General features: G+C 71.9%; 19 protein-coding genes, 1 tRNA gene, 1 pseudogene and 1 riboswitch. Of the genes and pseudogenes, 11 read left to right on the forward strand and 10 right to left on the reverse strand.

The window, feature by feature from the left end; all coding sequences use genetic code 11:
- Nucleotides 1-145: 145 nt before the first annotated feature.
- Both ACWD12_RS14730 and ku read right to left on the reverse strand, forming a co-directional pair.
- Nucleotides 146-907: a LysM peptidoglycan-binding domain-containing protein gene (locus ACWD12_RS14730; RefSeq protein ID WP_450099853.1), complete on the reverse strand. Its 762-nt coding sequence runs from the start codon at nucleotides 905-907 to the stop codon at nucleotides 146-148.
- Between the two features lie 770 nt (nucleotides 908-1,677).
- On the reverse strand, nucleotides 1,678-2,781 hold the full coding sequence (ku, locus tag ACWD12_RS14735) for a non-homologous end joining protein Ku (RefSeq protein WP_450099854.1): 1,104 nt from the start codon (nucleotides 2,779-2,781) through the stop codon (nucleotides 1,678-1,680).
- 81 nt (nucleotides 2,782-2,862) lie between these two features.
- Between ku and ligD the strand changes: the two are divergent.
- Together ligD and ACWD12_RS14745 are read left to right on the forward strand one after the other, a co-directional pair.
- Nucleotides 2,863-3,741: pseudogene (ligD, locus tag ACWD12_RS14740) on the forward strand (non-homologous end-joining DNA ligase); the annotation flags it as partial.
- Nucleotides 3,742-3,942: 201 nt separating this feature from the next.
- Nucleotides 3,943-4,788, forward strand: a complete 846-nt coding sequence (locus ACWD12_RS14745; RefSeq protein WP_450099898.1) for an ATP-dependent DNA ligase — start codon at nucleotides 3,943-3,945, stop codon at nucleotides 4,786-4,788.
- 134 nt (nucleotides 4,789-4,922) lie between these two features.
- On the opposite strand, the gene ACWD12_RS14750 is transcribed toward ACWD12_RS14745, so the two are convergent.
- Nucleotides 4,923-5,357 (reverse strand): hypothetical protein, encoded by a 435-nt coding sequence (locus ACWD12_RS14750; protein ID WP_450099855.1) that lies wholly within the window; start codon nucleotides 5,355-5,357, stop codon nucleotides 4,923-4,925.
- A gap of 281 nt (nucleotides 5,358-5,638) precedes the next feature.
- Between ACWD12_RS14750 and ACWD12_RS14755 the strand changes: the two genes are divergently transcribed.
- The 3 genes from ACWD12_RS14755 to ACWD12_RS14765 all read left to right on the forward strand — a co-directional run bounded on the left by ACWD12_RS14755 (nucleotide 5,639) and on the right by ACWD12_RS14765 (nucleotide 7,330).
- Entirely contained in the window at nucleotides 5,639-6,184 is a 546-nt protein-coding gene (locus tag ACWD12_RS14755) for an HD domain-containing protein (protein ID WP_450099856.1), read from the forward strand.
- Between the two features lie 230 nt (nucleotides 6,185-6,414).
- Nucleotides 6,415-6,933, forward strand: a complete 519-nt coding sequence (locus tag ACWD12_RS14760) for a DUF6879 family protein (protein ID WP_450099857.1) — start codon at nucleotides 6,415-6,417, stop codon at nucleotides 6,931-6,933.
- Nucleotides 6,890-7,330 (forward strand): helix-turn-helix domain-containing protein, encoded by a 441-nt coding sequence (locus tag ACWD12_RS14765; RefSeq protein WP_450099858.1) that lies wholly within the window; start codon nucleotides 6,890-6,892, stop codon nucleotides 7,328-7,330. Before ACWD12_RS14760 ends, ACWD12_RS14765 begins: the two co-directional genes overlap by 44 nt.
- Before the next feature lie 52 nt (nucleotides 7,331-7,382).
- On the opposite strand, the gene ACWD12_RS14770 is transcribed toward ACWD12_RS14765, so the two are convergent.
- From ACWD12_RS14770 to ACWD12_RS14780, 3 genes are all read right to left on the reverse strand, one after another.
- Nucleotides 7,383-7,471, reverse strand: a tRNA-Ser gene (locus ACWD12_RS14770).
- An 84-nt stretch (nucleotides 7,472-7,555) separates the two neighbouring features.
- Nucleotides 7,556-9,169, reverse strand: coding sequence for a S1C family serine protease (locus ACWD12_RS14775; protein WP_450099859.1), 1,614 nt, complete (start codon nucleotides 9,167-9,169; stop codon nucleotides 7,556-7,558).
- 355 nt (nucleotides 9,170-9,524) lie between these two features.
- A complete protein-coding gene (locus tag ACWD12_RS14780) occupies nucleotides 9,525-9,941 on the reverse strand; it encodes a zf-TFIIB domain-containing protein (protein ID WP_435838951.1) in 417 nt (138 codons plus the stop codon).
- A 79-nt stretch (nucleotides 9,942-10,020) separates the two neighbouring features.
- A riboswitch (TPP riboswitch) is annotated at nucleotides 10,021-10,145 on the forward strand.
- On the opposite strand from ACWD12_RS14780, the gene ACWD12_RS14785 reads away from it, so the two are divergent.
- The 4 genes from ACWD12_RS14785 (at nucleotide 10,142) to ACWD12_RS14800 (ending at nucleotide 14,351) form a co-directional block, all read left to right on the forward strand.
- Nucleotides 10,142-11,518, forward strand: a complete 1,377-nt coding sequence (locus tag ACWD12_RS14785; protein WP_450099860.1) for a purine-cytosine permease family protein — start codon at nucleotides 10,142-10,144, stop codon at nucleotides 11,516-11,518. Its footprint overlaps the riboswitch before it by 4 nt.
- Nucleotides 11,519-11,596: 78 nt before the next feature.
- A complete protein-coding gene (locus tag ACWD12_RS14790; protein WP_358347185.1) occupies nucleotides 11,597-12,406 on the forward strand; it encodes a glycerophosphodiester phosphodiesterase in 810 nt (269 codons plus the stop codon).
- Nucleotides 12,407-12,759: 353 nt separating this feature from the next.
- The gene (locus ACWD12_RS14795) at nucleotides 12,760-13,236 is read left to right on the forward strand and encodes an ATP-binding protein (protein WP_358347315.1); all 477 of its coding nucleotides are present in this window, start codon (nucleotides 12,760-12,762) and stop codon (nucleotides 13,234-13,236) included.
- A gap of 143 nt (nucleotides 13,237-13,379) precedes the next feature.
- Nucleotides 13,380-14,351 (forward strand): DUF5926 family protein, encoded by a 972-nt coding sequence (locus ACWD12_RS14800; protein ID WP_450099861.1) that lies wholly within the window; start codon nucleotides 13,380-13,382, stop codon nucleotides 14,349-14,351.
- A 500-nt stretch (nucleotides 14,352-14,851) separates the two neighbouring features.
- On the opposite strand, the gene ACWD12_RS14805 is transcribed toward ACWD12_RS14800, so the two are convergent.
- The 3 genes from ACWD12_RS14805 to ACWD12_RS14815 all read right to left on the reverse strand — a co-directional run bounded on the left by ACWD12_RS14805 (nucleotide 14,852) and on the right by ACWD12_RS14815 (nucleotide 17,483).
- Complete coding sequence (locus ACWD12_RS14805; protein WP_450099862.1) at nucleotides 14,852-15,511, reverse strand: hypothetical protein; 660 nt, start codon at nucleotides 15,509-15,511, stop codon at nucleotides 14,852-14,854.
- A 308-nt stretch (nucleotides 15,512-15,819) separates the two neighbouring features.
- Nucleotides 15,820-16,590 carry a hypothetical protein gene (locus tag ACWD12_RS14810; protein ID WP_450099863.1) on the reverse strand — a complete coding sequence of 257 codons (771 nt, stop codon included), beginning with the start codon at nucleotides 16,588-16,590 and terminating at the stop codon, nucleotides 15,820-15,822.
- A gap of 179 nt (nucleotides 16,591-16,769) precedes the next feature.
- Nucleotides 16,770-17,483, reverse strand: coding sequence for a bifunctional DNA primase/polymerase (locus ACWD12_RS14815; RefSeq protein ID WP_450099864.1), 714 nt, complete (start codon nucleotides 17,481-17,483; stop codon nucleotides 16,770-16,772).
- Nucleotides 17,484-17,928: 445 nt separating this feature from the next.
- On the opposite strand from ACWD12_RS14815, the gene ACWD12_RS14820 reads away from it, so the two are divergent.
- The gene (locus ACWD12_RS14820; protein ID WP_450099865.1) at nucleotides 17,929-18,825 is read left to right on the forward strand and encodes a glycosyltransferase; all 897 of its coding nucleotides are present in this window, start codon (nucleotides 17,929-17,931) and stop codon (nucleotides 18,823-18,825) included.
- Between the two features lie 37 nt (nucleotides 18,826-18,862).
- Nucleotides 18,863-20,365, forward strand: a complete 1,503-nt coding sequence (locus ACWD12_RS14825) for a hypothetical protein (RefSeq protein ID WP_450099866.1) — start codon at nucleotides 18,863-18,865, stop codon at nucleotides 20,363-20,365.
- On the opposite strand, the gene ACWD12_RS14830 is transcribed toward ACWD12_RS14825, so the two are convergent.
- Nucleotides 20,267-22,663: a hypothetical protein gene (locus tag ACWD12_RS14830; RefSeq protein ID WP_450099867.1), complete on the reverse strand. Its 2,397-nt coding sequence runs from the start codon at nucleotides 22,661-22,663 to the stop codon at nucleotides 20,267-20,269. The genes ACWD12_RS14825 and ACWD12_RS14830 overlap by 99 nt on opposite strands.
- Nucleotides 22,664-22,695: the final 32 nt, after the last annotated feature.

A 22,695-nucleotide genomic window follows, 5' to 3' on the forward strand; every position in this document is an offset into this window, starting at 1 on the left:
GGCCCTTCGGTTTGCCTCGGTTCGCCGCCAGGTCGCAGCGACACGCGTCACGCATCTCCCGTGACCGGCAACTGGTGACCGGACTACCGGTCGCGCTGCCGGTCGGCCCGGAGTCCGCCGAATCCGGGCCGGTCCAGGTCGGCGGTCAGCGCAGGGCGAGCTTCTGGCCCGGGAAGATCAGGTCCGGGTTGGCGCCCACGACGGTCTGGTTCTTGGTGTACAGCGCCTGCCAGCCGCCCGCGACGTCGTGGGCCGCGGCAATCTGGCTCAGGGTGTCACCGGACTGCACGAGGTACTCACCGGCCGCCGGCGCCGCGGACGGCTTCGCGGGGGCCTGGACCGGCACGCTCTGCGGCGCGACCGTGGTCGGCTTGGTCGACGGCTTGGTCGGGGTCGACGGCTTGGTCGGCGTCTTGGTCGACGGCTTGGTCGTCGGCTTGGTCGACGGCTTGGTCGACGGCTTGCTCGGCGCCTGCTGCGTCGAGGGCTTCGTCGGCGTCTTCGGCGCGGTCTTGGTCGTCGGCTTGGTGTTGGACGTGCCGGAGAGGTCCGGGCTGCCACCACCCTTGGTCAGACCGGCCTTCTTGCTGCACACCGGCCATGCACCCGGGCCCTGCCCCGCGAGAACCTTCTCGGCGATGCGGATCTGCTCGGCCTTGGACGCCTGATGCGCCATGCCGGAGCCGCCGTACGCGCGCCAGGTGCTCGCCGAGAACTGCAGGCCACCGTAGTAGCCGTTGCCCGTGTTGATGGACCAGTTGCCACCACTCTCACACTGGGCGACCTTGTCCCACGTGCTGACACTCGCGGCCGAGGCGGAACCGGCGGTCGCGACGCCCACGAGGGGGGCGGCGACCACGGCACCGGCGACGACGGCGGTGCGCATGCGGCGCTGGGTGCGTCCCATGCCGCGGTGGGTGTTGTCGCTACGGAAAGCGTGACGGAGAGACATACATTCCTCTCGGAATTCCCGTGGGGCGATACGACGGCCGCGGTCCGAAGACCGCTGCCGCACCGGGGGTGCCGGCGCGTCCCCACCTTGCGGCGAGCACGTTCCGGCAATCGCTGGTTCCGCGTCCCTCCCAGGCGCGGATCCCGGCGTCAACGAGCGAGCCGGGAACCCACAGGGTGCGATTTGCACATGGCCGAGACCATAAGCAGGTTATCGGGTCGTAATCAACCTCCTCCGATGTTTATGCAGGTCAGCCCGCGTTTTTCCGAAGCAGTCGGCAGCGTGGTTTTACGTGCCACGAGTTTGCGCAAGTGAAACCTGGGGCACGATTCGTCCGATTTGCGGGTGGGACATCGACAGCCCGCAGTGAATCACTCACCCTGCGCAATGGTATGACTGTATGTGTTCGTCCGGACACGCCGATAGAGTGCCGCACGCGGCCCGGCGAACGACGCTAAAGTCCGTTTATGTCCGTGTTGTGATTGCCACGTGACCGACATCACACATTGCTGCCGCTTGTTGTTCTCACAAAGAGGCACTAATGATTCCGCGCGCCCGCGCACTACCGTCCTGGGCTGCGCAGATTCATCAGACGAATGCAGGAACGCGGGCTTCCGCAATCCCGCGCGAAGGATTCCGTACGCCCCTCGGAATCTGTGACTCACGACACTTTCCGAGGAATGGCCGATCTTCGCGACGGCGATGTCTCCCCTATATAGGGACGATCACCCGGTCTTCTTCGCGGCGCCCCGCGCAGGGGCCTTGGACGCCGACTTCGCCCCCTTCCGGCCCGACGAGCCGGCCGTCGACTTCGCCGTCGACTTCGCGGTCGACTTGGCCGTCGAGCTGCCGCTGCCCTTGGCCGTCGACTTGGCGGCGGTCTTCTTCGCCGAACCCGACCCCGAACCCCCGGACGTGGACGTGCTCTTCTTCGCACCGGAGGACCGCGACGACGCCGTCTTGGCGGCGGCGCGCTTCGACACCGTCTTCTTCGCGTCCGCGTCCTTCGCACTCGGCTTCGAACTCGGCTCCGAGCGCGGCGCCTTGCGCGACCCTTGCGCCGCCTCGACGCTCTGCCGCAGCGCCGCCATCAGGTCGATGACCTTGCCGCCGCCGCGGTCCTCGGCCGACTCCGGCTCCGCCGACGGCTCGGCGCCCTCCAGCTTCGCGGTCACCAACTCCTCGACCGCCGCCTGGTATTCGTCGTGGAACTCCTCGAGGTCCGCACTGCCCAAGGCGCCGATGAGGGTGTCCGCCATGTCGAGTTCGGCGTCCGTGACCCGGACCCGCTCGGTGGGTGCGACGCCCTCGGTGGAGTTGACCTCGTCCGGCCAGTAGAGCTGGTGCAGCACGAGCACGTCGTCCTGTACGCGTACCAGGGCCAGGGTCTCGTGCCCGCGCATGGCCAGCTTCGCCACCGCCGCCTTCTCGGAGCGGCGCAGGGCCTCGCGCATGAGGACGTACGGCTTGGCCCCGGACGTGTCCGGCGACAGGTAATAAGGCTTTCCGAGGCGCAGCGGGTCGACGTCGTCCGCGGCCAGGAACCCGTGGACCTCGATGGTCCGGGCGGTCGGCAGCGGCAGCTCGGACAGGTCGTCGTCGGTCACCACCGCGACCCGCCCGTCCGACGCCGTGTAGCCGCGCACGATGTCGCCCTGGCTCAGCTCCTCGCCGTCCAGCTCGCACACCTTGCGGTACCGGACGCGGCCCTGGTCGGACTGGTGCATTTGGTGGAACTTCACAGAGTGCTCGCTGCCGATGGCCGAGACGACTTTGACGGGGATGCTCACCAGCCCGAAGCTGATCGCCCCTTTCCAGATGGCACGCACGACTGCTCCGTTCGTCGGTCCCGGGAGTAGCCTTGATTATCCCATTTGTCGTCTTTGTCGCGCTGCCCGGCGGAGGTCACCGTGCCCATCACCCTGGTCGAGGGCCGCCGCCTCAGCCTGTCGAACCTCGACAAGGTCCTGTATCCGGAGACCGGCACCACCAAGGGCGAACTGGTGCACTACTACACCTCCGTCGCCTCGGCGCTGCTGCCGCACTTGCGTGATCGGCCGGTCTCCTTCGTCCGCTACCCGGACGGGCCCGGCGGCCAGATCTTCGTCACCAAGCACCTGCCGCCCGGTACACCCACCTGGGTGCACACCACGGAGACGCCCAGCAAGTCCAAGGAGTCGATCCGCCAGGTCGTCGTCCAGGACCTGCCGACCCTCGTGTGGGCGGCCAACCTGGTCGCCGAGCTGCACACCCCCCAGTGGCGCGAGGACGAGCCCGGGATGGCCGACCGCCTCGTCGTCGACCTCGACCCGGGGGCGCCCGCCGACATCCTGGCCTGCCGCGACGCGGCGCTGCTGCTGCGCGAGCGGCTCGCGGCGGACGGGCTGACCGCGTACGCGAAGACCTCCGGCTCCAAGGGGCTGCATCTGCTGGTGCCCATCACGCCGACGCCGTCCGCGCAGGTGACCGCGTACGCCAAGGGCCTGGCCCAGGAGCTCGCCGACGCGCACCCGGGGCTGCTCGTCACGACGATGGCGAAGAAGGAGCGTCCGGGCCATGTGTTCGTCGACTTCTCGCAGAACGCGGCCGCCAAGACGACTGCTTCCCCTTATACAGTGCGCGCCCGGCCGACGCCGACCGTTTCGGCGCCGGTCACCTGGGAGGAGTTGGAGGCCGCCGGGGACGCCGCCGAACTCTCCTTCACCATCGACGACATGCCCGCCCGCATGGACGAACACGGCGACCTGCTGGCGCCGTTGCTCAACCCGCGGAGGGCGGGGAACATCCCGGGGCCGGGGGCTTCCGGGGCATCGGGGGCATCGGGGGCATCTGACGAGCGTGGGCGGGCGGGGGTGGCGAGGCGTACGCCCGCACGAGCTGCGTCCGATGGGGGTTCCGGGGGTTCTTCCGGCGCGGCGAGCCCCTCGCGCGCCGCAGGTTCGTCGGTCTCTCCGGCCTCCACTCGTCCGCTCGATCCCCCGCTTCAGGTGATGCGCCCCAAGGCGGTCCGCGAGGTCCCGGCCGAGGACGCGCTGCCGGGCGGCACGCAGTACTCCATCAAGCTGGACGGCTGGCGGGCCCTCGCCTTCGCGCGCGGCGACGCACCGGCCGTCCTCCAGTCCCGCTCCGGTCGCGACCTCGCCCCCGATTTCCCGGGCATCGCGGCGGCGGTCGCCGGTCTGCCCGAAGGCGTGGTGCTGGACGGCGAGTTGTGCGCGTGGCACGAGGGGCGGTTCGCGTTCGGGCAGCTCGTACGCTCGGCGCGGGCCCGGGCGCGCGACGCCGTACAGGTCTCGTACGTCGCCTTCGACCTCCTCGCGGTGCCGGAACGCGACGTACGGGTCCTGCCGTTGCGCGAGCGCTGGGACCTCCTGCACACGCTGCTCGCCGAGGCCGAGCCGCCGCTGCAGATCGTGATGGCCACCAACGACCGTGCGGAGGCGCTGAGTTGGCGGGAGGTGCTGGCGCCGACCGGGGTGGAGGGGCTGGTCGCCAAGGGGCTGGACACCGCGTACCGCCCGCAACTCCGGCGCGGCTGGCTCAAGATCCGCGACGCGGACACCGTCGACGCCACCGTCATCGGCCTCACCGGGACCCCGCGCCGCCCGCGGGCACTTCTCACGCGCCTCACCGACGGCACCGAGGCCCTCACCTCACCACAACTCGACGCCCGCCAGGCCACCGAGGTCGCGGCAGCCGCCGCGCACCGCACGCACGAGGCCGTCGACCACCCCGAACACGGACGCATCCACCCCACCGACCCGCTCCCGGCCGAGGTGCTCCGCGACCCGGGTCGTACCCCGTACGTCCGCTTCATCCGTCTCCGCGGAGACTGACCGAGCACCTGGTCGACGTATCCCTATGCTCCCAACTCCGCTAATGGGAGAGTACCCAGGCGGTCGACCGCCTGGGTACTCTTTCTCTTTTCTGCGCGCTGTTTACCGGTACGCGCTGTTCCGATCCGTCGAAATCAGCCGCCGTGTTCCCAGCCGGTCGCCAGGTGGGCCCAGGATTCGTTCTTGTAGATACCGACGTCCGCGACGAGCTTCACCGCCCGGTTCTTTCCGTAGCGGTAGACGGGGCCGGCGTAGTAGCTGAAGTTCCCGTAGTTCGGGGTCCACGTGGAGCCCTCGCTGATCAGCTTGATGCCGGTCCAGGTCGGGTGCCCGTAGAAGTTGTTGCGGTCCGCGATGTTCTGCTTGAACGTATAGGCGCAGTTGTTGCCGTTGGCCGGGTTGTACGCGAGCACGGCCTGCCCGAGCTGGAAGACGGTCCCGCTCACGGACCGGTACGACACCGGGTACGTGTCCACCCACTTGTAACCGCTGCCGCAGATGGCCGTGACGCTGTTCGACGGCGCCGCATGCGCGGTGCCCGCACCCATGACCCCAATTCCGGCGGTCATCGCAACAATGGTGCCGGCGGTCAGCGTACGCCGAAGTGCCGAGTTCATTTCATTCCTCGTCTCTGCGGAGTCCGGGGACGTACGGACGAATTCGACTCCGCCGGCGCAACAGTAAGCGGGTTCGAAAAAACCGGTCAATGATCGCCGAATGATCACCACGGAAAGGGTCGATTAACTTCCGATCAACAACAGATGCGTTCGCGCGTTCCGGACAATGACAGTTTCCGCGCTCCTGAATGACACACCGTGATCACGAGCGGGCCCTCTCGTATGCTCGTTCCATGCAGCTGGGTGACTGGGCCTACCGCCTCGCCGAGAACACGCTCGCCGAACCACTGCCGCGCCGCTGGGCACACTCCCAAGGCGTCGCCCGACGCGCCGAATTGCTCGGACCCGTCCTCGGCGAGGACGCCGAACTCCTCTACGCAGCAGCCGTATTGCACGACATCGGCTACGCACCCGCACTGATCGCGACTGGCTTCCACCCCTTGGACGGCGCCCGGTACCTACGCGACATCGCACACGCCGACACCCGCGTGACCCGCCTCGTCGCGCACCACTCCTGCGCCCTCGTGGAGGCCGAAGAGCGGGGACTCGCACGGGGCTTGGCCGACGAGTTCGAGCTCGAGGACCCGTACCTCGTCGACGCGCTCATCTACTGCGACATGACCACCACACCGGACGGCGAACCCACCACAGTCGATGCGCGCATAGCCGAGATCCTGAGCCGCTACGGCAACGACGGCATCGTCGGCCGCTTCGTCCACCGCGCCCACCCCGACCTCCAAGCCGCCACAGCCCGCACCCACCACCGCCTCTCCCCCTGACCGAACACGCGCCCCCCAACAGCCGAAAAACGCAGCCCCCCGTCGGCACCACATCCAAGGACGGCGACTGCCCGACCCTGTACGAGACCGACACCGGGGACTTCGTCGTCCAGGGTGAGCGGCTCACCGATGCGGAGGCCTTGGAGCAGCTGCGGGATGTCAAGGACAGTGAGACGTTCGTCGTCGTCGTCCCACGCGAACTGCTCGCACGTTTCGCACCAAGGAGTGACGTGCCCGAACTGATCACCGGGCCGGGCATCACCGAGTTCTTTCGCCACGGCTTCGAACACACCGCGTGGCGCCTGGAGTCCAGGCGCGCGTACGGCGTGGCGTCCGAGACGGAAGCGCTCCAGGCATTCATGCGCGGCGAGGACGTGTCGGATCCCGGACGGCCCTGGCTGGGCATGGTCCGTGAGCAGGTGAAGCAGGGGAAACGGATCGAACGTGTGCGCGTCGTCGACGAGCCGCCCACCGACTACCAGCGGTTCCTGCTGGCCGATGTCGAGGACAGCATTGCCGCAGGCGAGGACATCCGGTTCCTTTGGCGCAGCGACGCCGAGACGGCCGGCCTTCCGTCACGGGACTTCTGGGTGTTCGACTCCCACTGCTCGGCCGCTTCCATTTCGACGGCGACCGGTCGCTCGAAATGGAGCTGTTCGACGGCGAGTCCGCGGTCCTCGCGGCGTGCCAAATTCGTGATGCGGCATGGCACTTCACAGCCCCGTACACGCTGTTTCAGTCCCAGGTAGCGTCACGCATGTGAGCACCGACCACCAACATGCGCGCGCATCGCTCGGTGCGCGGCTGCGGGAGCTGCGCACCGACGCGGGTCTGACCGGCCGGGAGGTCGCCCGCCGTCTGGACTGGCCGCCTTCGAAGGTGTCGAAGCTGGAGACCGGCAGGCAGACTCCGAGCACTGGCGACCTGGAAGCTTGGGCCCGCATCGTGGAGAGGCCCGACGCCGCTCACGAACTGTGCGCCCTACTGCGCAGTTTCGAGACCCGGTACCGCACGTGGAAGCGACAGCTCGCCACCGGCCACCGGGATGCGAGGGCGCCAACTGCTCGGCCTGAAGCGGCTGTTTGTGCCGTACGCGACCCATCCGACTCATGTCCGGCAGCTGCGGGGCGGTGGGTGCGGGAATGAGTCGACCCCTGCCTGTTGTGCCAGGTCAGGGGCCGACTCTTGTGCTTGTGCGCGGAGGGCGTGGGATTCGAACCCACGAACTGGGTCACCCCAGTTAGCGGTTTTCAAGACCGCCGCCATCGGCCGCTAGGCGAGCCCTCCAGGCCCGCGGTCCTTGGGGGTTGCGGGCCTGGACAGTGTCTCATGGGCGGGCGATGCGATCACCGGGGATTCGGGGTCGGCGCGTCAGCCGGACTGGTCGCCTTCGCGCTGGCCGAGGGTGACCTCGGTGGTGGCCTCCTTGCCGTCGCGCTGGTAGGTGAGCTTGACCTTTTCGCCCGGCTTGTGGCTCCAGATCTCGCTGAAGAGTTCCTCGTAGCTGGTCACCGGGCGGTCGTCGAGCTTGGTGATGACGTCGCCGGCCTTGAGGCCGGCCTTGTCGGCGGGGCCGCCGGGGGTGACGGGGGCCTGGCCCTGGACGGTGTTGGGGCGGATGCGGGCGCCGACGCCGGTGTACTCGGGGTCGGGGATGACACCGACCTGGGCGTACACCGGCTTGCCGGTCTGGATCAGGGTGTCGGCGACCCACTTGGCCTGGTTGATCGGGATGGCGAAGCCCAGGCCGATGCTGCCGGCCTGCTGGCCGCCGAACGGGTCGGAGCCGCTGCCGGCCGAGCGGATGGCGGAGTTCACGCCGATGACGCGGCCCTGCGCGTCGAGGAGGGGGCCGCCGGAGTTGCCGGGGTTTATCGACGCGTCGGTCTGCAGCGCGTTCATGTACGAGGTCTGCTGCTGGTCGCCGGAGGCCACCGGGCGGTTCTTGGCGCTGACGATGCCGGTGGTGACGGTGCCGTCCAGGCCGTACGGCGAGCCGATGGCCAGGACCGCGTCGCCCACCGCGACGTTGGCGCTGTCGCCGAGCGGGAGCGGCTTGAGGTTCTGGACGCCGTCGACCTTCACGACCGCCAGGTCGTAGCCCTCCGCGCGGCCGACGATCTTGCCCGGCACGGTCGTTCCGTCGGAGAACGTCACGGTGAGCTCGCCGCCGTCGGCGGCGAGGGAGACGACGTGGTTGTTGGTGAGGATGTGGCCCTGGTCGTCCATGACGAACCCGGCGCCGGTGCCCTCCTGGGCGGTGCGGCCGGTGCCGCTCTTGGTCTTGATGGTCACGGTGCCGGGGAGTGCCTTGGCCGCTATCCCGGCGACCGACTCGGGCGCGCGGTTGAGCGAGGCCGGGTCGACCGGGCCGTTGGTGGAATTGACGCTGGACGACGCCTTGTCGTCGTCGCGGTCGGCCACCCAGGCGCCGATGCCGCCGCCAATACCGCCCGCGAGGAGTGCGGTGAGGACGGCGGTGGCCACCAGCGGGTTCGGCCGGCGTCGGCGCCGGGCCGGGACGGGTGCGCCGAAGCCCGGGTAGCCGGGGTACGGCGCGGCGGGGAAGCCGTACGGCGGGGTGCCGGGCGGGGCTCCCGGGGGCGAGGTCGCGGCGCCGACCGCGGTGTCGCCCATACCGGCGGCCGCCCCCTCGTGGGGCGCGGGCATGCCGAACGCGGCGGCGGCGACGGGCTCGGCCCCGGCCTGAGGTGCGGCCTGGGGTGCCGGTGCCTCCGGCTGCGCGGCGGGAGTGTCCTGGGGCAGGCCCACCGGGGCCTTCGAGGGCTCCGGGTCGGCCGCCGCGGCGCCCGCTGCGGCGGCGGGGAAGGCCGGAGGCTCGGACGGCTCGGCGGGCTGCCGGGCGGACGGCTCGGGTGCGCCCGCCGGCGCGGCGGGGTCGGGCCCCTGCTCCACCGGGTCCGGGCGATGTGCCTCGCCCGGGGGTACGCCAGGGTTCTCGCCCGGGAATTCGCGATCGCTCATGCGGCCACCTCGCCACGTTCGGCGCCGCGTCCGCGAAGCCCGCCCCCCACATTGGTTCGCACGGTGAGCTCGCTCACGCGGCACCTCCACTCATCGGAAACTCGGCACGACCAGGGTTGCCGATGACCTGTCGGAACACGGTTAACACGTAGGCCGGATCGGTGCAGGACTCTTTATCCCGGGATTATCCGGCAGTGCGCGCGAGCGTGCCCGGCGACGCGTCCGAACGGACACGCCGCCGGGGGGCGAATGCGGGCGGACCGGCCTGAACACCCCTCGTATCAGCCCCGTCGGGGCCGCGGTCCGCGGCTGGGCCGATCAGCCGAACAAACACCCCGATCAGCCGAGGAACCGATCAGTCGAAGAGCTGCTGCATGAAGCTCTTGCGGCCGTGGCGCCCGTGTCCGTAGTAGCCGCCGTGGCCGCCGCGGCGGTGGCCGTAGTAGCCCTGCTGGTGGCCGCGCCGGCCGTGGCCGTAGTACGCGTGCCCGCCCTGCCCGTGCGGCGCCGCCGCCGGGTAGGGGGCCGGCACCGGGGCGACGTACCCGGGGGCGGCGGGCGGCGGCGGGGCCTGCTGCGGGTAGCCCTGCTGGGGGTACGGCTGCTGCGGGTACTGCTGCTGGGTCCAGCTCTTCTCGGCGTTCATGATGTGCTCCAGCTCGCCGTGGTCGAGGAAGATCCCCCGGCACTGGGTGCACTGGTCGACCGTCACACCGGCACGCTGGTAGGTCTGCATCATTCCGCGGCAGCGCGGACAGGTCAGGTTAGTCATGTCCGCAAACGTACTCGCGGATCGCCGCTGTGGTACCCCACCTCTGGGAGGAGATCGCGGCTGCGCGTACTCTGCCCTGCAAACCAATCGCGGGAGCTCGGACGAACCGGGCTGAGAGGGCGGCTGGAAGCGACGCTTCCCGGGCCGCCGACCGCTCGAACCTGACCGGGTAATGCCGGCGTAGGGAGAAGAGGAGAGCCATGTCGGCTCCTGCTGCCACCGAACCGCGTCCGAATTCGGGTGGTATATCCGGCCCGCCGGAAGCACCGCTCGTCCTCGACACGGACCCGCCGAAGCCCCTCGGCTTCCGCGACCAGTTCTCCTTCTGGGCCAACCTCGGCGTCAGCCTCATCGGCTTCAGCGGCGCGGCGGCGTTCCTCCAGCCGTACGGCTACCCGCAGTTGTCGCTGATCGCCGCCTCCCTGGCCATCGCGATCGGCACCGTCGTCGGCACCGCGATGGTCGCTGTGTCCGGCCTGCCCGGCGCGGCGACCGGCGCGCCCGCGATGGCGCTGCTGCGCGGGTTGTTCGGGACGAAGCTGTCGTACCTGCCCACCGGCATGAACATCGTGCAGTGCGTCGGCTGGGGCGTGTTCGAGCTGACCGTCATCGCGATGGGCATCGAGAAACTGACGGACGGCAAGGGCCCGCACTGGCTGTACGTCGTGATCGCCGGCGTCGTCACCACCGCGATGTCGCTGCGCCCCCTCGGCATGCTGCGCATCCTGCGCCGCTACGTCACCATCGCCGTCGGCGTCGCGATGCTCTACTTCACCGTGCAACTGGTGCGCGCGGGCGTACCCGACCTCACCGAGGGCTCCTGGGAGGGCTTCCTCCCCGTCGTCGACGCGTCGGTGGCGCTCGCGGTCTCGTGGGTCCCGCTCGCGTCCGACTACACGCGCCATTCGCGCGACGGGAAGACCGCGTTCTGGGGCGCGCTCGGCGGCTACTCGACCACCGGCATCTGGTGCAGCCTCCTCGGCATCCTCGCGCTCGCGCAGACGAAGCCCGACCAGGACGTGTTCGACACCCTGCTCGGCATCTCCGCGGGTTGGCTGTTCTTCGCCGTGCTGGTGGTCCGCGAGGTCGACCAGAGCTTCGCCAACGTGTACTCGACGGCCATGTCGATCCAGAACCTCGTGCCGCGCCTCGACCGGCGCCTCATCTGCCTCGCGGTCGGCGCGCTCGTCACCGGGTTCGCGATGCTCATCGACGACTTCTCGAAGTACGAGAGCTTCCTCTACCTGATCGGCTCCGTCTTCGTGCCGCTCCTCGGCGTCACGGCCGTCGACTGGTTCCTCGGCCGCGGGCGCACCGCGTGGAACCTCGGCCAGGACGCCCCCGCGCGCTGGGCGATGCTCGTGCCGTGGGTGCTCGGCTTCGCGGTGTACCAGCTGATCAACCCGGGATCGATCGGTTGGTGGGCGCGTTTCTGGACAGATGTCCAGGACACCCTGTACGTGCACCCGCAGAGTTGGACTTCGGCCACACTGTTCGCCTTCGCCGCGTCGGCGCTGGGCACGCTTGCCCTGGTCCGGCTGGACAGGGCCCGGTCAGCGGGCCGCAAGACCCGCTGACCGGATGGCCGAAAAGGTGACCACCACGCGTCGACGGGTGGTCACCTGCTGTTGGGGACGAAGTGGCACGATGACGAGGTGACCGCTCATTCCGCGGCGACCGTGCACGTGGTCGCGCACCGTGGCTCGTCCGAGGACGTACCCGAACACACGCTCGCCGCCTATGTGAAGGCGATCGACGACGGCGCCGACGCCCTGGAGTGCGACGTACGCCTCACCGCCGACGGCCACCTGGTCTGCGTGCACGACCGCCGCGTCAACCGCACCTCCAACGGACGCGGCCTCGTCTCGACGCTCGAGCTCGCGGACCTGTCGACGCTCGACTTCGGCTCGTGGAAGGCCGGCGGCCTGCACGGCAACGACCCCGAGGCCCCGGAGTGGGACCGCAAGTCGGTCCTGACCCTGGACCGGCTGCTGCAACTGGTCGTCGACGCCGACCGCCCGGTGCAGCTGGCCATCGAGACCAAGCACCCCACGCGGTACGCCGGCCTCGTCGAGCGCCGCCTCGTCGAACTCCTGGAGCGCTTCGGCCTCGCCCGGCCGCCGGACGACGGCCCCTCGCCGGTCCGCGTCATGAGCTTCAGCCAGATGTCGCTGCGGCGCATGCGCTACCTGGCCCCGCGCCTGCCCGCGGTGTTCCTGATGGAACGCGTGCCGCTGCGCTTCCGGGACGGCACGCTGCCCAAGGGCGTGCGCATCGCGGGCCCCAGCATCGAGATCGTGCGTGCCCACCCGCGTTTCGTGGCCCGCCTGCACCGGGCCGGTCACCGCGTCCACGTCTGGACCGTCGACCGGCCCGAGGACGTGGAGCTCTGCCTGCGCCTCGGCGTCGACGCGATCATCACCAACCGGCCCGGCAGCGTCATCGCGCAGGTGACCGGCGGCTGAGCCGCCGACCCGGGGGCGTAAAAGCCGCTTCGCGCGCCAACTGACCTTCCGGGCACGGGAATCCGTACCAGAGTGTGTCGGGTGGCGGCGCGGATCGCGGCCTGCCCGGTGGTGGCATCGGTAACAACTCCTCATCAGGACCGGCCACCCCCTCAGCTTCCTCCGCCCATAGGGGGTAGAAATGGGGGCGTACGCCGGTGCCCGGCGCCGACACCCACGGCGCGGGGGCGGGGCCCGGCGTGGCGGGGGGACCGTCCCGGATCGCGCGGGCGGATGACGAGACTGTTTCCGATCGACGCACACCGGGCATCCCATGCCCGACGTGTGGGTGAGAAGGAGGTCCGGGGGTGGCAATGGTCGTGGCCCGTGGGGTGCCCGATTCAGAGGCTGTACTCGTCCCGCACGCCTCCGTCGGCGTCGGTGCCGCCCGGCACCGTCTGATCGCCGACCTCACCGATCGCGGACTGCCCGCAGTTCTCGTCGACGACGCCGCTCTGGTGCTGTCCGAACTGCTGAGCAACGCGCTCAAGCACGCGCACGCCCTGCCGTCCGGCAGTGTGCGGGCCGCGTGGGCGGTGCGTCCGGACGATCTGCTGGCCATCGAGGTGACGGACGGCGGCGGCCCGACCCGCCCGCGGCAGGCGAGCCCGTCGCTGACCGCGCGCGGCGGACGCGGCCTGTCGATCATCGACGCGCTGGCAGCGGACTGGGGGGTGCGCGGCTCGGTCGACGAGGTCACCGTGTGGGCCCTCCTGCCGACCTGCCGCGAAGAGGCCGAGGAACCGGCGGAGAACTGGGAGTTCGACTTCGACGCCGCCGAGCCGCTGTAACGCGCGGCGGATCCCGCCGGCGCCCGCGCGGTGCCGGGGGTGAGGCGCCCGACGTCGCGGAATGGGCTATATGCCGGGAGCGGACTACGCTCGGCGGTCGTCAATCGTCTATCACGCGATCCGCGACCGGGAGAGATCTCAGCATGGGCAAGAAGGCCGCGCGGAAGGGCCAGCACAGCACGAAGACGACCACCGCCACGGACACGGTTCCGGTGGTCGGCGGGCGTGAACCCTGTCCTTGCGGCTCGGGCCGCCGCTACAAGGCGTGCCACGGTCGGGAGGCGGCCACCGCCGCCGAGACCCTGGTGCACCGGCCCTTCGAAGGACTGGCCGACGAGTGCGACTGGGTCGCGCTGCGGGAGCTGGTTCCGGCCGCGACGGCGCAGCTGAAGCTGGCCGCCGGGGTCGACGACGCGGACCGCTCGGTCACGCTCGCGACCGTCCTGCCGATGGCGTGGCCGGCGCTGCGCCGCGACAACGGCTCGGTGCTCATCGGCCTCCAGACGCACACCAGTTCCGGCGACGTCAGCCGCGACCTGGCCGACGCCCTGGAGCGCGCACTGGCCGCCGAGGACGGTACGCCGGTCACCCCCGGCCCGCTGCCGGGCCCCGGGCCGCGCCTGCAGGACCTGCTCGACGTCTCGGCGCCGCTCGCGGTGACCGTGCACGAGGGCTTCGACTTCTGGGTCGAGGACGCCGAGGCCGCCACCGGCGACGTCGCGGCCTCGCTGGAGCGCGCGAACGCGGCGGCGACGCCGACCGCGCGCCTCACGTCGGTGGACGCGGCGTACTGGTGCAGCATGCGTGAGAAGAATCACCTGCGCTGGGTCATGCCGCACCCGGAGGAGGAGCTGCTCGACGCGATCGCCCGGCTGCACGCCGCCGAGGCGTCGTCGCTCGGCGAGGGCACCCGCTTCGTCGGGTCCTTCCGCGCGCACGGCCTGCTGGTCCCGGTCTGGGATCTGCCGGGCGGGATGACCGCCGACGACGTCGAGAAGCCCGCCGCGGACTTCGGCGTACGTTTGGCCGAATCCCTCGCAGACACAACGCCTCTGACTACTCGTCAGCGCAGCGCGCGGAACGGCCTCCTGAACCGCCAGATCACCCTGAACTGATGCCCCGCGGCCGCCGCGTGGACCACGCCGAGTGGTCCGCGCGGCGGCTTCCTTGATACCGGCAACTGTCGGCAAGAAGCGGGCTGGGAACCGGCGATCTGCGGGCCGTCAAGTCGGGATTCCCCGTGAAGGGAGCCCCGCCACACATTGGACTAGGTCCAATTACGCCCCGGACTTGGGTACTGGGAAGTTGCCTGTTACCTTTGATCCAGCCCGGCCGCTGATGCATCCCCCGTCTTCAGCGGCCGGGCCCTTTTCTTGTTCGGGTACCGGCCCGCTCCGCACCCGATCGGCCCCTCGCAAACGCCAGGTTCCGGCCGTACGGACGACCCCCGAACGGCCGGATCTCGCCGTCGCCGGACGCCCCGTCGGCGGAGCGCAGCCACGCAACCCGAGCCACCCGCACAACCGACCGAGCGGCGTGTCGAAACGTCACCCCGGGCGCGCCGCCGAACGGGTCGGGTGGGCGGGTCGGGGTACGCGGGTCGAGCGCGGCCGGGTCAGCCGGCCGCGGACGCCGTACCCGCGCGCAGCACCTTGTCCGCGCCGTCCTCGGTGGCCACCTCGGCGATCGCCGACCACTCCGCGAGCGCGCTTTCGGTGCGCAGGCGCGGCGTCTCGCACACGCCGTCACCGGACTTCGCCGCAATGGTGCAGCGCATCTCGACGGTGCCCTCGTCCGGGCGCAGCAGGCCGAGGACGAGGAGCAGCGGCTCGGCGGTCGGGTTGCGGTAATAGACGCGCCCCCACACCTCGCCGCCCTCGCGCTCGACGCAGGTCTGTGCGCGGACGCCGCCGGCGACCTCGACGGCCTTGCCGCACAGCGCGTTGGACACCGGGGTCGAGGCGGCCGCGGCGGGCGCCGCGGGGGAAGTGGCGGACGACGCCTTCGCGGACGGTGCCGTGCTGGCACCCAGGAGTTGCCTGACCGCCTCGACACCGTCGGGCGCACTCGGGTCGACGCCGTTGCCGAAGTCGTGGGCGCCGGACGGCCCAGGCCTGCCGGACGGGGTCGCCGTGCCGCCCGCGACCGGAGCCTTGCCGGGCGTCTTGTCGTGCGATCCGTCGGCGGAGGCCGCGGCGAGGGGGATGAGCAGGCAGAGCCCGACGGTCGTGCCGAGCGCCGCCGTGCGAACGCGTGCCGTACGTGCCCGCTGCATGGTGTCTCCTCGCACGAAGGCCGCGTCCGCGGTGCGGATTCCGGGGCCTGGTCACCTGGTGTCCGAGCCTATCGCCTGGACCGGCCCCGAACGATCACCGCGCGTCCCGGAACTGCCACAGCCACGCCCCGGATTCGCGCCGCGCGGGACGCCCTCGCGATGTGCTTGTCATACCGCTCGCGCGGGTTCGCACAGTTGTCGCACGGTCCCGACGACCTTCCCGAAGACGCCCGGTCCGCGCCGCGCTCCCCGTACTCCCGCGGCCCGTACTCCCCCGGCCCCCACTCCGGCGGCCCGCCCTCCCGCGCTCAGCCCGCCATCGGGCTGGTGGCGAGCCAGCCGCCCGGAGCCATGCCGAGGACCACGCCGTGGCAGCCCTGGGCGTACGCGCGCAGCGAGAGGTTGATGCCCGGCTCGCCGGTGCCGACCGGCGGATCCAGCTCGGTGAGCTCGTCGACCAGCTCGGCGAGATGCAAGTGTGCCTGGCTCCACGGCAGTTCCTGGGATCCCGCGGCACCGAGCGCGCGCAGGACGGCGTGGTGCGCACGCCCGAGTACGTCGTCGACCTCGTTGTTCCCGGTGAGCGGGCGCGGCAGCATCTCCAGCAACGCGCCCGCGTCGTCGAGCACATGGCGGATGTGGTCGGGGTCCCCGGCCGGCGCGAGGTCCTCGTCGCCGGGTGTGCGGCCGTCCATGACGGCCTGGAGCACGGCGGCGGCGGCCAGCGCGTACGCCGCGTTGCGCTCGAACGCGAGGCGGCGTATCCCGTTGTAGTGCGCGTACACCAGCGATTCGAGCTGCCACGCCACGGTGGTCCGGGGCTGGAAGGCGGCCCCGGACTCGTCCTGCCGGGCGCGTTCGTAGGCGACCCGGACCTTGCCGACCGACAGGTCGGCGGTCTCCAGGGCGAAGTCCATGTCGACGCAGAGCCGCGCGAGGCTTTCCAGTCCGCAGGAGACGGCCGGCGGCAGCTGTGAGCCGTCCCACCGGTCGTCGGGCGCGGCACGGTCCGGTTCACGCGCGCCGCGGTCCGCGAACTCCCCCGCGATACCGGCCTCGTACCCGTCCGGCTGACGCATAGCCGCCCTCCCCGAGCCGCCCGATGGCCTCACGCTACCCCCGTGCCCACCCCTCGCGGGAGTCATGCGGCGACTCCACGGAAGCGGAACACGACGCACCGTATCGGCCGCCCCGGACACCCGCCACGACGACCCGTCGGCGGGTCGCCGCGGGGGCCGGGCGGCGATCCGGCCGGGTCTCAGGCCGAACGGCGCAGCTGGGTGACCGAGTGACAGGTGTCGACGAGCGTGCGGACCAGGTCGGACACGTGCGGCAGCCACGGTGCCGGGGCACCCGGGACCGCCTCCCCGACGGGCGGCTCGATCCAGCGCAGCGGCCCGCCCGGTACCCGGGAGGGTGGCAGCGCCAGGTATCCGTCGTCGCCGTGGCAGCGCAGGGTGAAGGGCACGGCGCCGTAGCGGTCGAGGCCGTAGCGGTCGAGGAGGTCGGCGAGTTCGTCGAGCGCGTACGGCGCGACGAGGAACGCGTGCCGGCCCGGCGCGGCCACGATGGGGCCGGTGCGCACGCCGAGCATCCGCAGTTGGCCCATCGCTCTGATCCCGGCCTCCTCCGGCACGCTCAGTGCGGCGACCCGGCGGCCCGTGGCCATCACGACGGGGGCGTCCGGGAACCGGCTCCACCACCACCGCACCATGCGCTCGTCAGTGGTCGCGGCGAGAATCGGCGGCCTGCCGGTGGTACCCGGTGACCTGCCGCTGCCGTCCGGCGCGGCGGGTGGATCCGGATGCGCGCCCGGCAGCGGGCAGTCGTCACGGCCGCAGCTGCACGTGCAGGCCCACCGGTCGAGACCGGCCCCGGGGACCACGGGCCAGTTCCACTGCGCGCACGCCAGCGCGGCGGACAGCAGTGCGGAGCGTTCCCTACGTCGCTTTCCGAGGAGTTCGCGCAGCATGGCGCTCGTTCCCTTCCGTGAGCCTGCCGGAAACTGCCGGAAACTGCTGAACTACTGGGCATTGCGTGCGCTTGGCGCTGGTCTGCGGGCGCCCGGAGGTACTTGGCAGCGCACCACGGGCTCACCGGGTGGCGGGATATGGCGCGCCCTGGCGCGGATGGGCGGAGCACTCGCGCGGTGTCCACGGCGCGGGGCGACGGGCGCCCCCTGGCCCGCTCCGGGCCATCCGCCAAACCTCGAAGTCCATCGGCCTTGCGCGGCCGATACACCCGATCAGCTCTTCTCTTCTGCAATGACGATTCGTCACGCCGCAAGGTTCCGCAGGAGGTTGTGACAACCTCCACTTTCTTTGTACCCGTTTCGGGGTATCCGGGCACGCCGCCGCGCCGCGCCCGGCGCGAGCGGGGCACGCGACGGGGTGTGCTGGGTTCTACGATCCCTTGCCATGGCACTTCAGGCATCCGGAAGCGACGCATCCGACGAGGCGACCGGGATCCCGGGGCCCACGGCGGTGGTGATCCCGGCGCACGACGAGGAGCGCAGGATCGCCGCGACGGTCCGGGCGGCGCGCGTCGTGGACGGTGTGGACCTGGTCGTGGTGGTCGACGACGGCTCGCGCGACCGCACGGTGGCGGCCGCGGCGGCGGCCGGCGCGATCGTCGTGCGGCACGGCCGCAACCGGGGCAAGGCGGCGGCGATGGAGACGGGCGCGGCGGCCGTCGCGGCCATCGACGCGCGCGAGGGCCGCGACAAGCCGGACACCGCGCATCTGCTGCTCTTCCTGGACGCCGACCTGGAGGAGAGCGCGGCGAACGCGGCGGTGCTCATCGATCCGGTGCGCGGCGGGGCGGCGGCGATGACCATCGCGGTGCTGCCGCCGCAGAAGCGGGCCGGCGGCGGGCACGGGTTCGTGGTGCGGGCGTCCCGCGAGGGCATCCGCAAGGCGAGCGGTTTCGCGGCGACGCAGCCGCTGTCCGGGCAGCGCTGCCTGACGCGCGAGGCCTTCGACGCGGCCCTCCCCCTCGCGGCCGGCTTCGGCGTCGAGACCGGGCTCACGATCGACCTGGTCCGCCAGGGGTTCGCGGTACGCGAGGTCGAGGTGGACCTGCACCACCGCGTGACGGGGAAGGACTGGGCCGCCCAGGTGCACCGGGCCAGGCAGTACGCGCACGTGGCGCGCGCGCTGGCCGAACGCGGGGCGGCGGGTGCCCTGCCGGGTGCGATGCGCGGCAAGCCGTCCCCCGGCCCGTCGGGAGCGGCGGGAGCGGCGGGAGCTGACTCGGACGCCGATTCGGGCGCGCAGGCGGGCCCGCACTCGGGGCGGACCGGAGCGGGAAGTTGACGGTCCGTCGGCTTGTCGATTCATCGGGCTGTTTCACGTGAAACATGAGTACGCAGGTCAGAGCCGGGCGTCACTCGTATGCCTCACGCTCGGCATCGCCCTCCTGCTCCTGACCGGCCTGCTCGGGACGAGTGCGGCCCAGCCGCCGCTGCCCGGCGGGCCCGGCTGGCTGCCGCCGTACAACCTGTCCTTCGACCCCTCCGCCGCACTGGTCACCGGGCTGCTGCTGGGGTCCGCGCTGCTGGGCGCGGCCGGCCTGGGCCTGGCGATGCTCGCGCTGCGCGCGGGGTGGTCGCCGGACCCGCGGCGGCTCACCGCGGCAGGTGCGGCAGCCGCGTTCGCGGCGGTGCTGGTGCCGCCGATGGGTTCGGCCGACCACCTGGTGTACGCGGCGTACGGGCGTCTCGCCGCCACCGGCGGCAACCCGTACCGCGACACCGCCCTCGACCTGGCCGCCGACGGGGACCCGGTGGGCCGCGCGGTGGAGGCGCCCTGGCAGGACACCCCGTCGGTGTACGGCCCGGTGGCGACCGCCGAGCAGTGGTTCGCCGCCAAGCTGGGCGGCACGTCGCCGCATACGACGGTCCTCGTGCTGACCCTGATCGGCATGGCCGCCTTCGTCGCCACGGGTCTGCTGCTGCAACACGCGGTCGCGGACGACGACCGCGCCCGGGCCCGGATCGCGCTGCTGTGGGGGCTCAACCCGCTGCTGCTCTTCGTCGGGGTCAACGCGGGCCATCTCGACGCGCTCGCGGTCGCCTTCGCCGCCGCCGCGCTCGTCGCGGTACGCCGCTCCCCCGCCCTCGCGGGCGTGTTCGTCGGCGTCGCCTGCGCCGCGAAGATCACCCTCGGCCTGTACGTCCTCGCGCTCGCCTGGGCGCTGCGCGGCCGCCGTCGCGACCTCGGGGCCATGCTCGGCTCCGGACTCGCGGTCGGCGTGCTCGCCTATCTCCCGCTCGGCACCCAGGCGTTCGACCAGATGCGGGAGAACAGCAAGCTCGTCTCGCTGGCCATGCCGCTGCGCCTGACCGTCAAGCCGCTGGAGTCCGCGCTCGACGACGACACCGCCCGGACGCTGATCGGGCTGATCGGGTGGCTGTCGCTGGTGCTGGTGGCGTGGCTGCTGGCGCCGGTCGTGGCGCGGGCGGCGGGGCGTTCGCCGGTCGCCGACTCGGCGGTGCGGGACGCGGCGGGGGTGGCCGCGCTGCTGGCCGTCGCGTGGCTGCTGACCGCGCCGTACAGCCTGCCCTGGTACGACCTGGCCGCCTGGGCGCCGCTCGTGCTGCTGGGCGGGACGGCGGTCGACGGGCTGCTGCTGGCGCGTACGACGGTGCTCGTGTGCGCCTACGTGCCCGGCCGGGCGGTCCCGCTGCCGGACGGCGTCGAGTCGTTCGCCCGGACGCTGCGGGCGGACGTCGGGCCGTACGCCGGCATCGCCCTGCTACTCGGCGCCGTGTGGCTCGGCCTGCGCGCGCGCCGCGGCACCACCGCCACCGGCCCCGCCGCCGACGCTCCCAAGACCTCCGTCACGCGTTCCTGAGGCGTCCTCCGCCTCCTCGGCGGCGACCGACGCCAGGACGGCCGCACCCAGCGGCACCGCGATCAGCAGGGCGATGGACGGGATCTGGATGCCCGAGTCGTTGACCGCGTAGCCGACGACCGCGGTCACCCAGCACGCGATGAGCACCGGGCGCAGCCACGGCACACGGGCGTATGCGGGCGGCAGCGCGGTCGCGCGCAGCCTCGGCGGCGTGAGCACCGCGACGAGCAGGAGCGCCATCAGCACCGGGATCAGGAAGGCGACCACGTTGTCGAACGACCCGAGGTTGTCCATGATCTTGCGGCGCAGCACGGTGCCGGCCTCGCCGTCGACCACGTCCTGCACGAACCGGCCCAGGTGCGAACGGCTTTCGTCGGGGCGCATCCAGTCGAGCACCGCGATGACCCCGACCACGACCACGGCCGTGAGGGCGACCAGACCGGCCTTGGCCCATGAGATGCGGGTCCCGGTGAGCAGCAGGCCGAGCACCGCGAAGCCGGGGACGAGCGCGAGGACGCCGCCGAAGTCGCTGCCGAACGCGGGCCATCCGTCGACAACGATGGCGACCAGCGCGCACACGCCGAGGACGATCAAGGCGGTACGCCGCCCGGATGCCGCGGGGTGGGCGGCACGGTCCGTGCCGACGGACGCGGTGTCGGCGGTGTCGGCGTGCGCGTCGGCGTGGGCGGCGGTCGCGGTGTCGGTCGCAGCGGAAGTGGCAGTGTCAGTAGCAGTGTCGGCGGGGTCGACCGGCCCGGGCTGCTGTCCGGCCTTCGCGAGCAGGTGGCCCACCGGCCATGCCGCCGCCAGCAGCACGGCCATGCCGTACACCGACCACGCCACGTTGCCGAAGCCGTAGAAGCGGCCCGCCACCAGCGGGGAGAGCCCGAACAGGGTGTTCATCTGGAGGTGCGAGCCGGTGACCACGTCGCCCGCGAGGATCACGAAGGTCGCCGCCGCCACGAACCCGGCCGGGCCGTACGGGTGCCGCCGCCAGGGGCCGGCGAGCGCCAGAGCCGTGAGCACCGCCGCACCCGCGAGCGAGATCCCGATCGTCGCGGCCTCCGGGTTCCCGGTCTCGGTCCACGGGAACAGCCCGACCAGGAAGGTGGCGGCCGGGACGGAACCCGCCGCGATCGCCACCCCATGGAGGCCCCGGTAGAGCCGGCGCCGCGCCACCGCCGGGGCCCCGCGGCGGCGCATGCGCACCGCACCGGCGATGCCGCAGGCGAACAGCAGGATCGGCACGAGCGTCAGCCATGTGTAGAACTGGTAGACCTCGCGGACCGTACGTGCGGCCTGCGCCCCGACGTCCAGGCGGTCCAACTCGTCCACGGCGGCCGCGCCCGTCGGACCGCCGGTCCGGGTGACCGCCGCGCCGACCAGCTTGTCGGGCTTCGCGACACCGAGGGGGGCGAGCAGGCTGGGGGCGATGTCGGTGAGCTGGGCCATGCCGTCGTAGCGCGTCGAGGTGGACGTCAGCAGGCCGGATCCGAAACGCCCGTCGGGGCCGGACGCGAGCAGGACGCGCAGATGCGGGGTGGTCCCGTCGTCCGCGATGCCGGCGACGACCAGTTCGGCGCGCGGCGGCAGTTCGGCGGCGATGCGTCCGACGGCGGCGTCGACGGCGCGCATCCGGTCGGCGCGGGCCGGCGTACCGGATCCGTCGGCGCCGGGTGCCGCGGCGGCCACCGCGCCGAGGTCCACGAGGGTGAGCGCGCAGCGGGTCATCGCCGCGCGGTCGAGCGCCGCGGGGTCGGCCAGGTAGCCGGCCGGGCTGCGGCCGTCGGCGTCGGCCGTGGCGACCGCCGCACCGGGGCCGACCGCGGTCACGCACAGCCCGGCACCGACCGCGGCTCTCGCGACCGATCCGAACTGCGGGTCGTACGAGAACTTGTCGTTGTGGTCGGCGATGCGCGGCAAATCGGGCACCGTGAGGGTCCCGTCGGCGGCCGTGACCGGGACGGGCAGCGGGCCGCACGCGCCGTCCGTGCGCTTGGCGGTGGACCGGGCGCCGGAACCGGCGGTCAGCCAACCGTCGGTCGGGCAGGTGGTCTTCTCGACCGTGCGCAACGAGAGGGCGGCCGTCGACGAGCGTCCGGTGAGCACCTCGAGGTTCGGGGTGCCCTCGGGGGTGATGTCGGACCACAGGAGGCCGGGTACGCCGACGAACACGACGTGGTCGGCGTTCGGCTCGGCGGCGGTCGCGGCAGGCGCGGACGCAGCGGCCGGGGCGGCCGCCGCGGCGGTGCCGCCGCCCGCGAGAAGGGCGGCCAGCAGCAGAAACAGGACGGGCACCACACGGCGGCGTACCAGGGCACGCGGTTCCG

This window comes from Streptodolium elevatio (assembly GCF_053592165.1).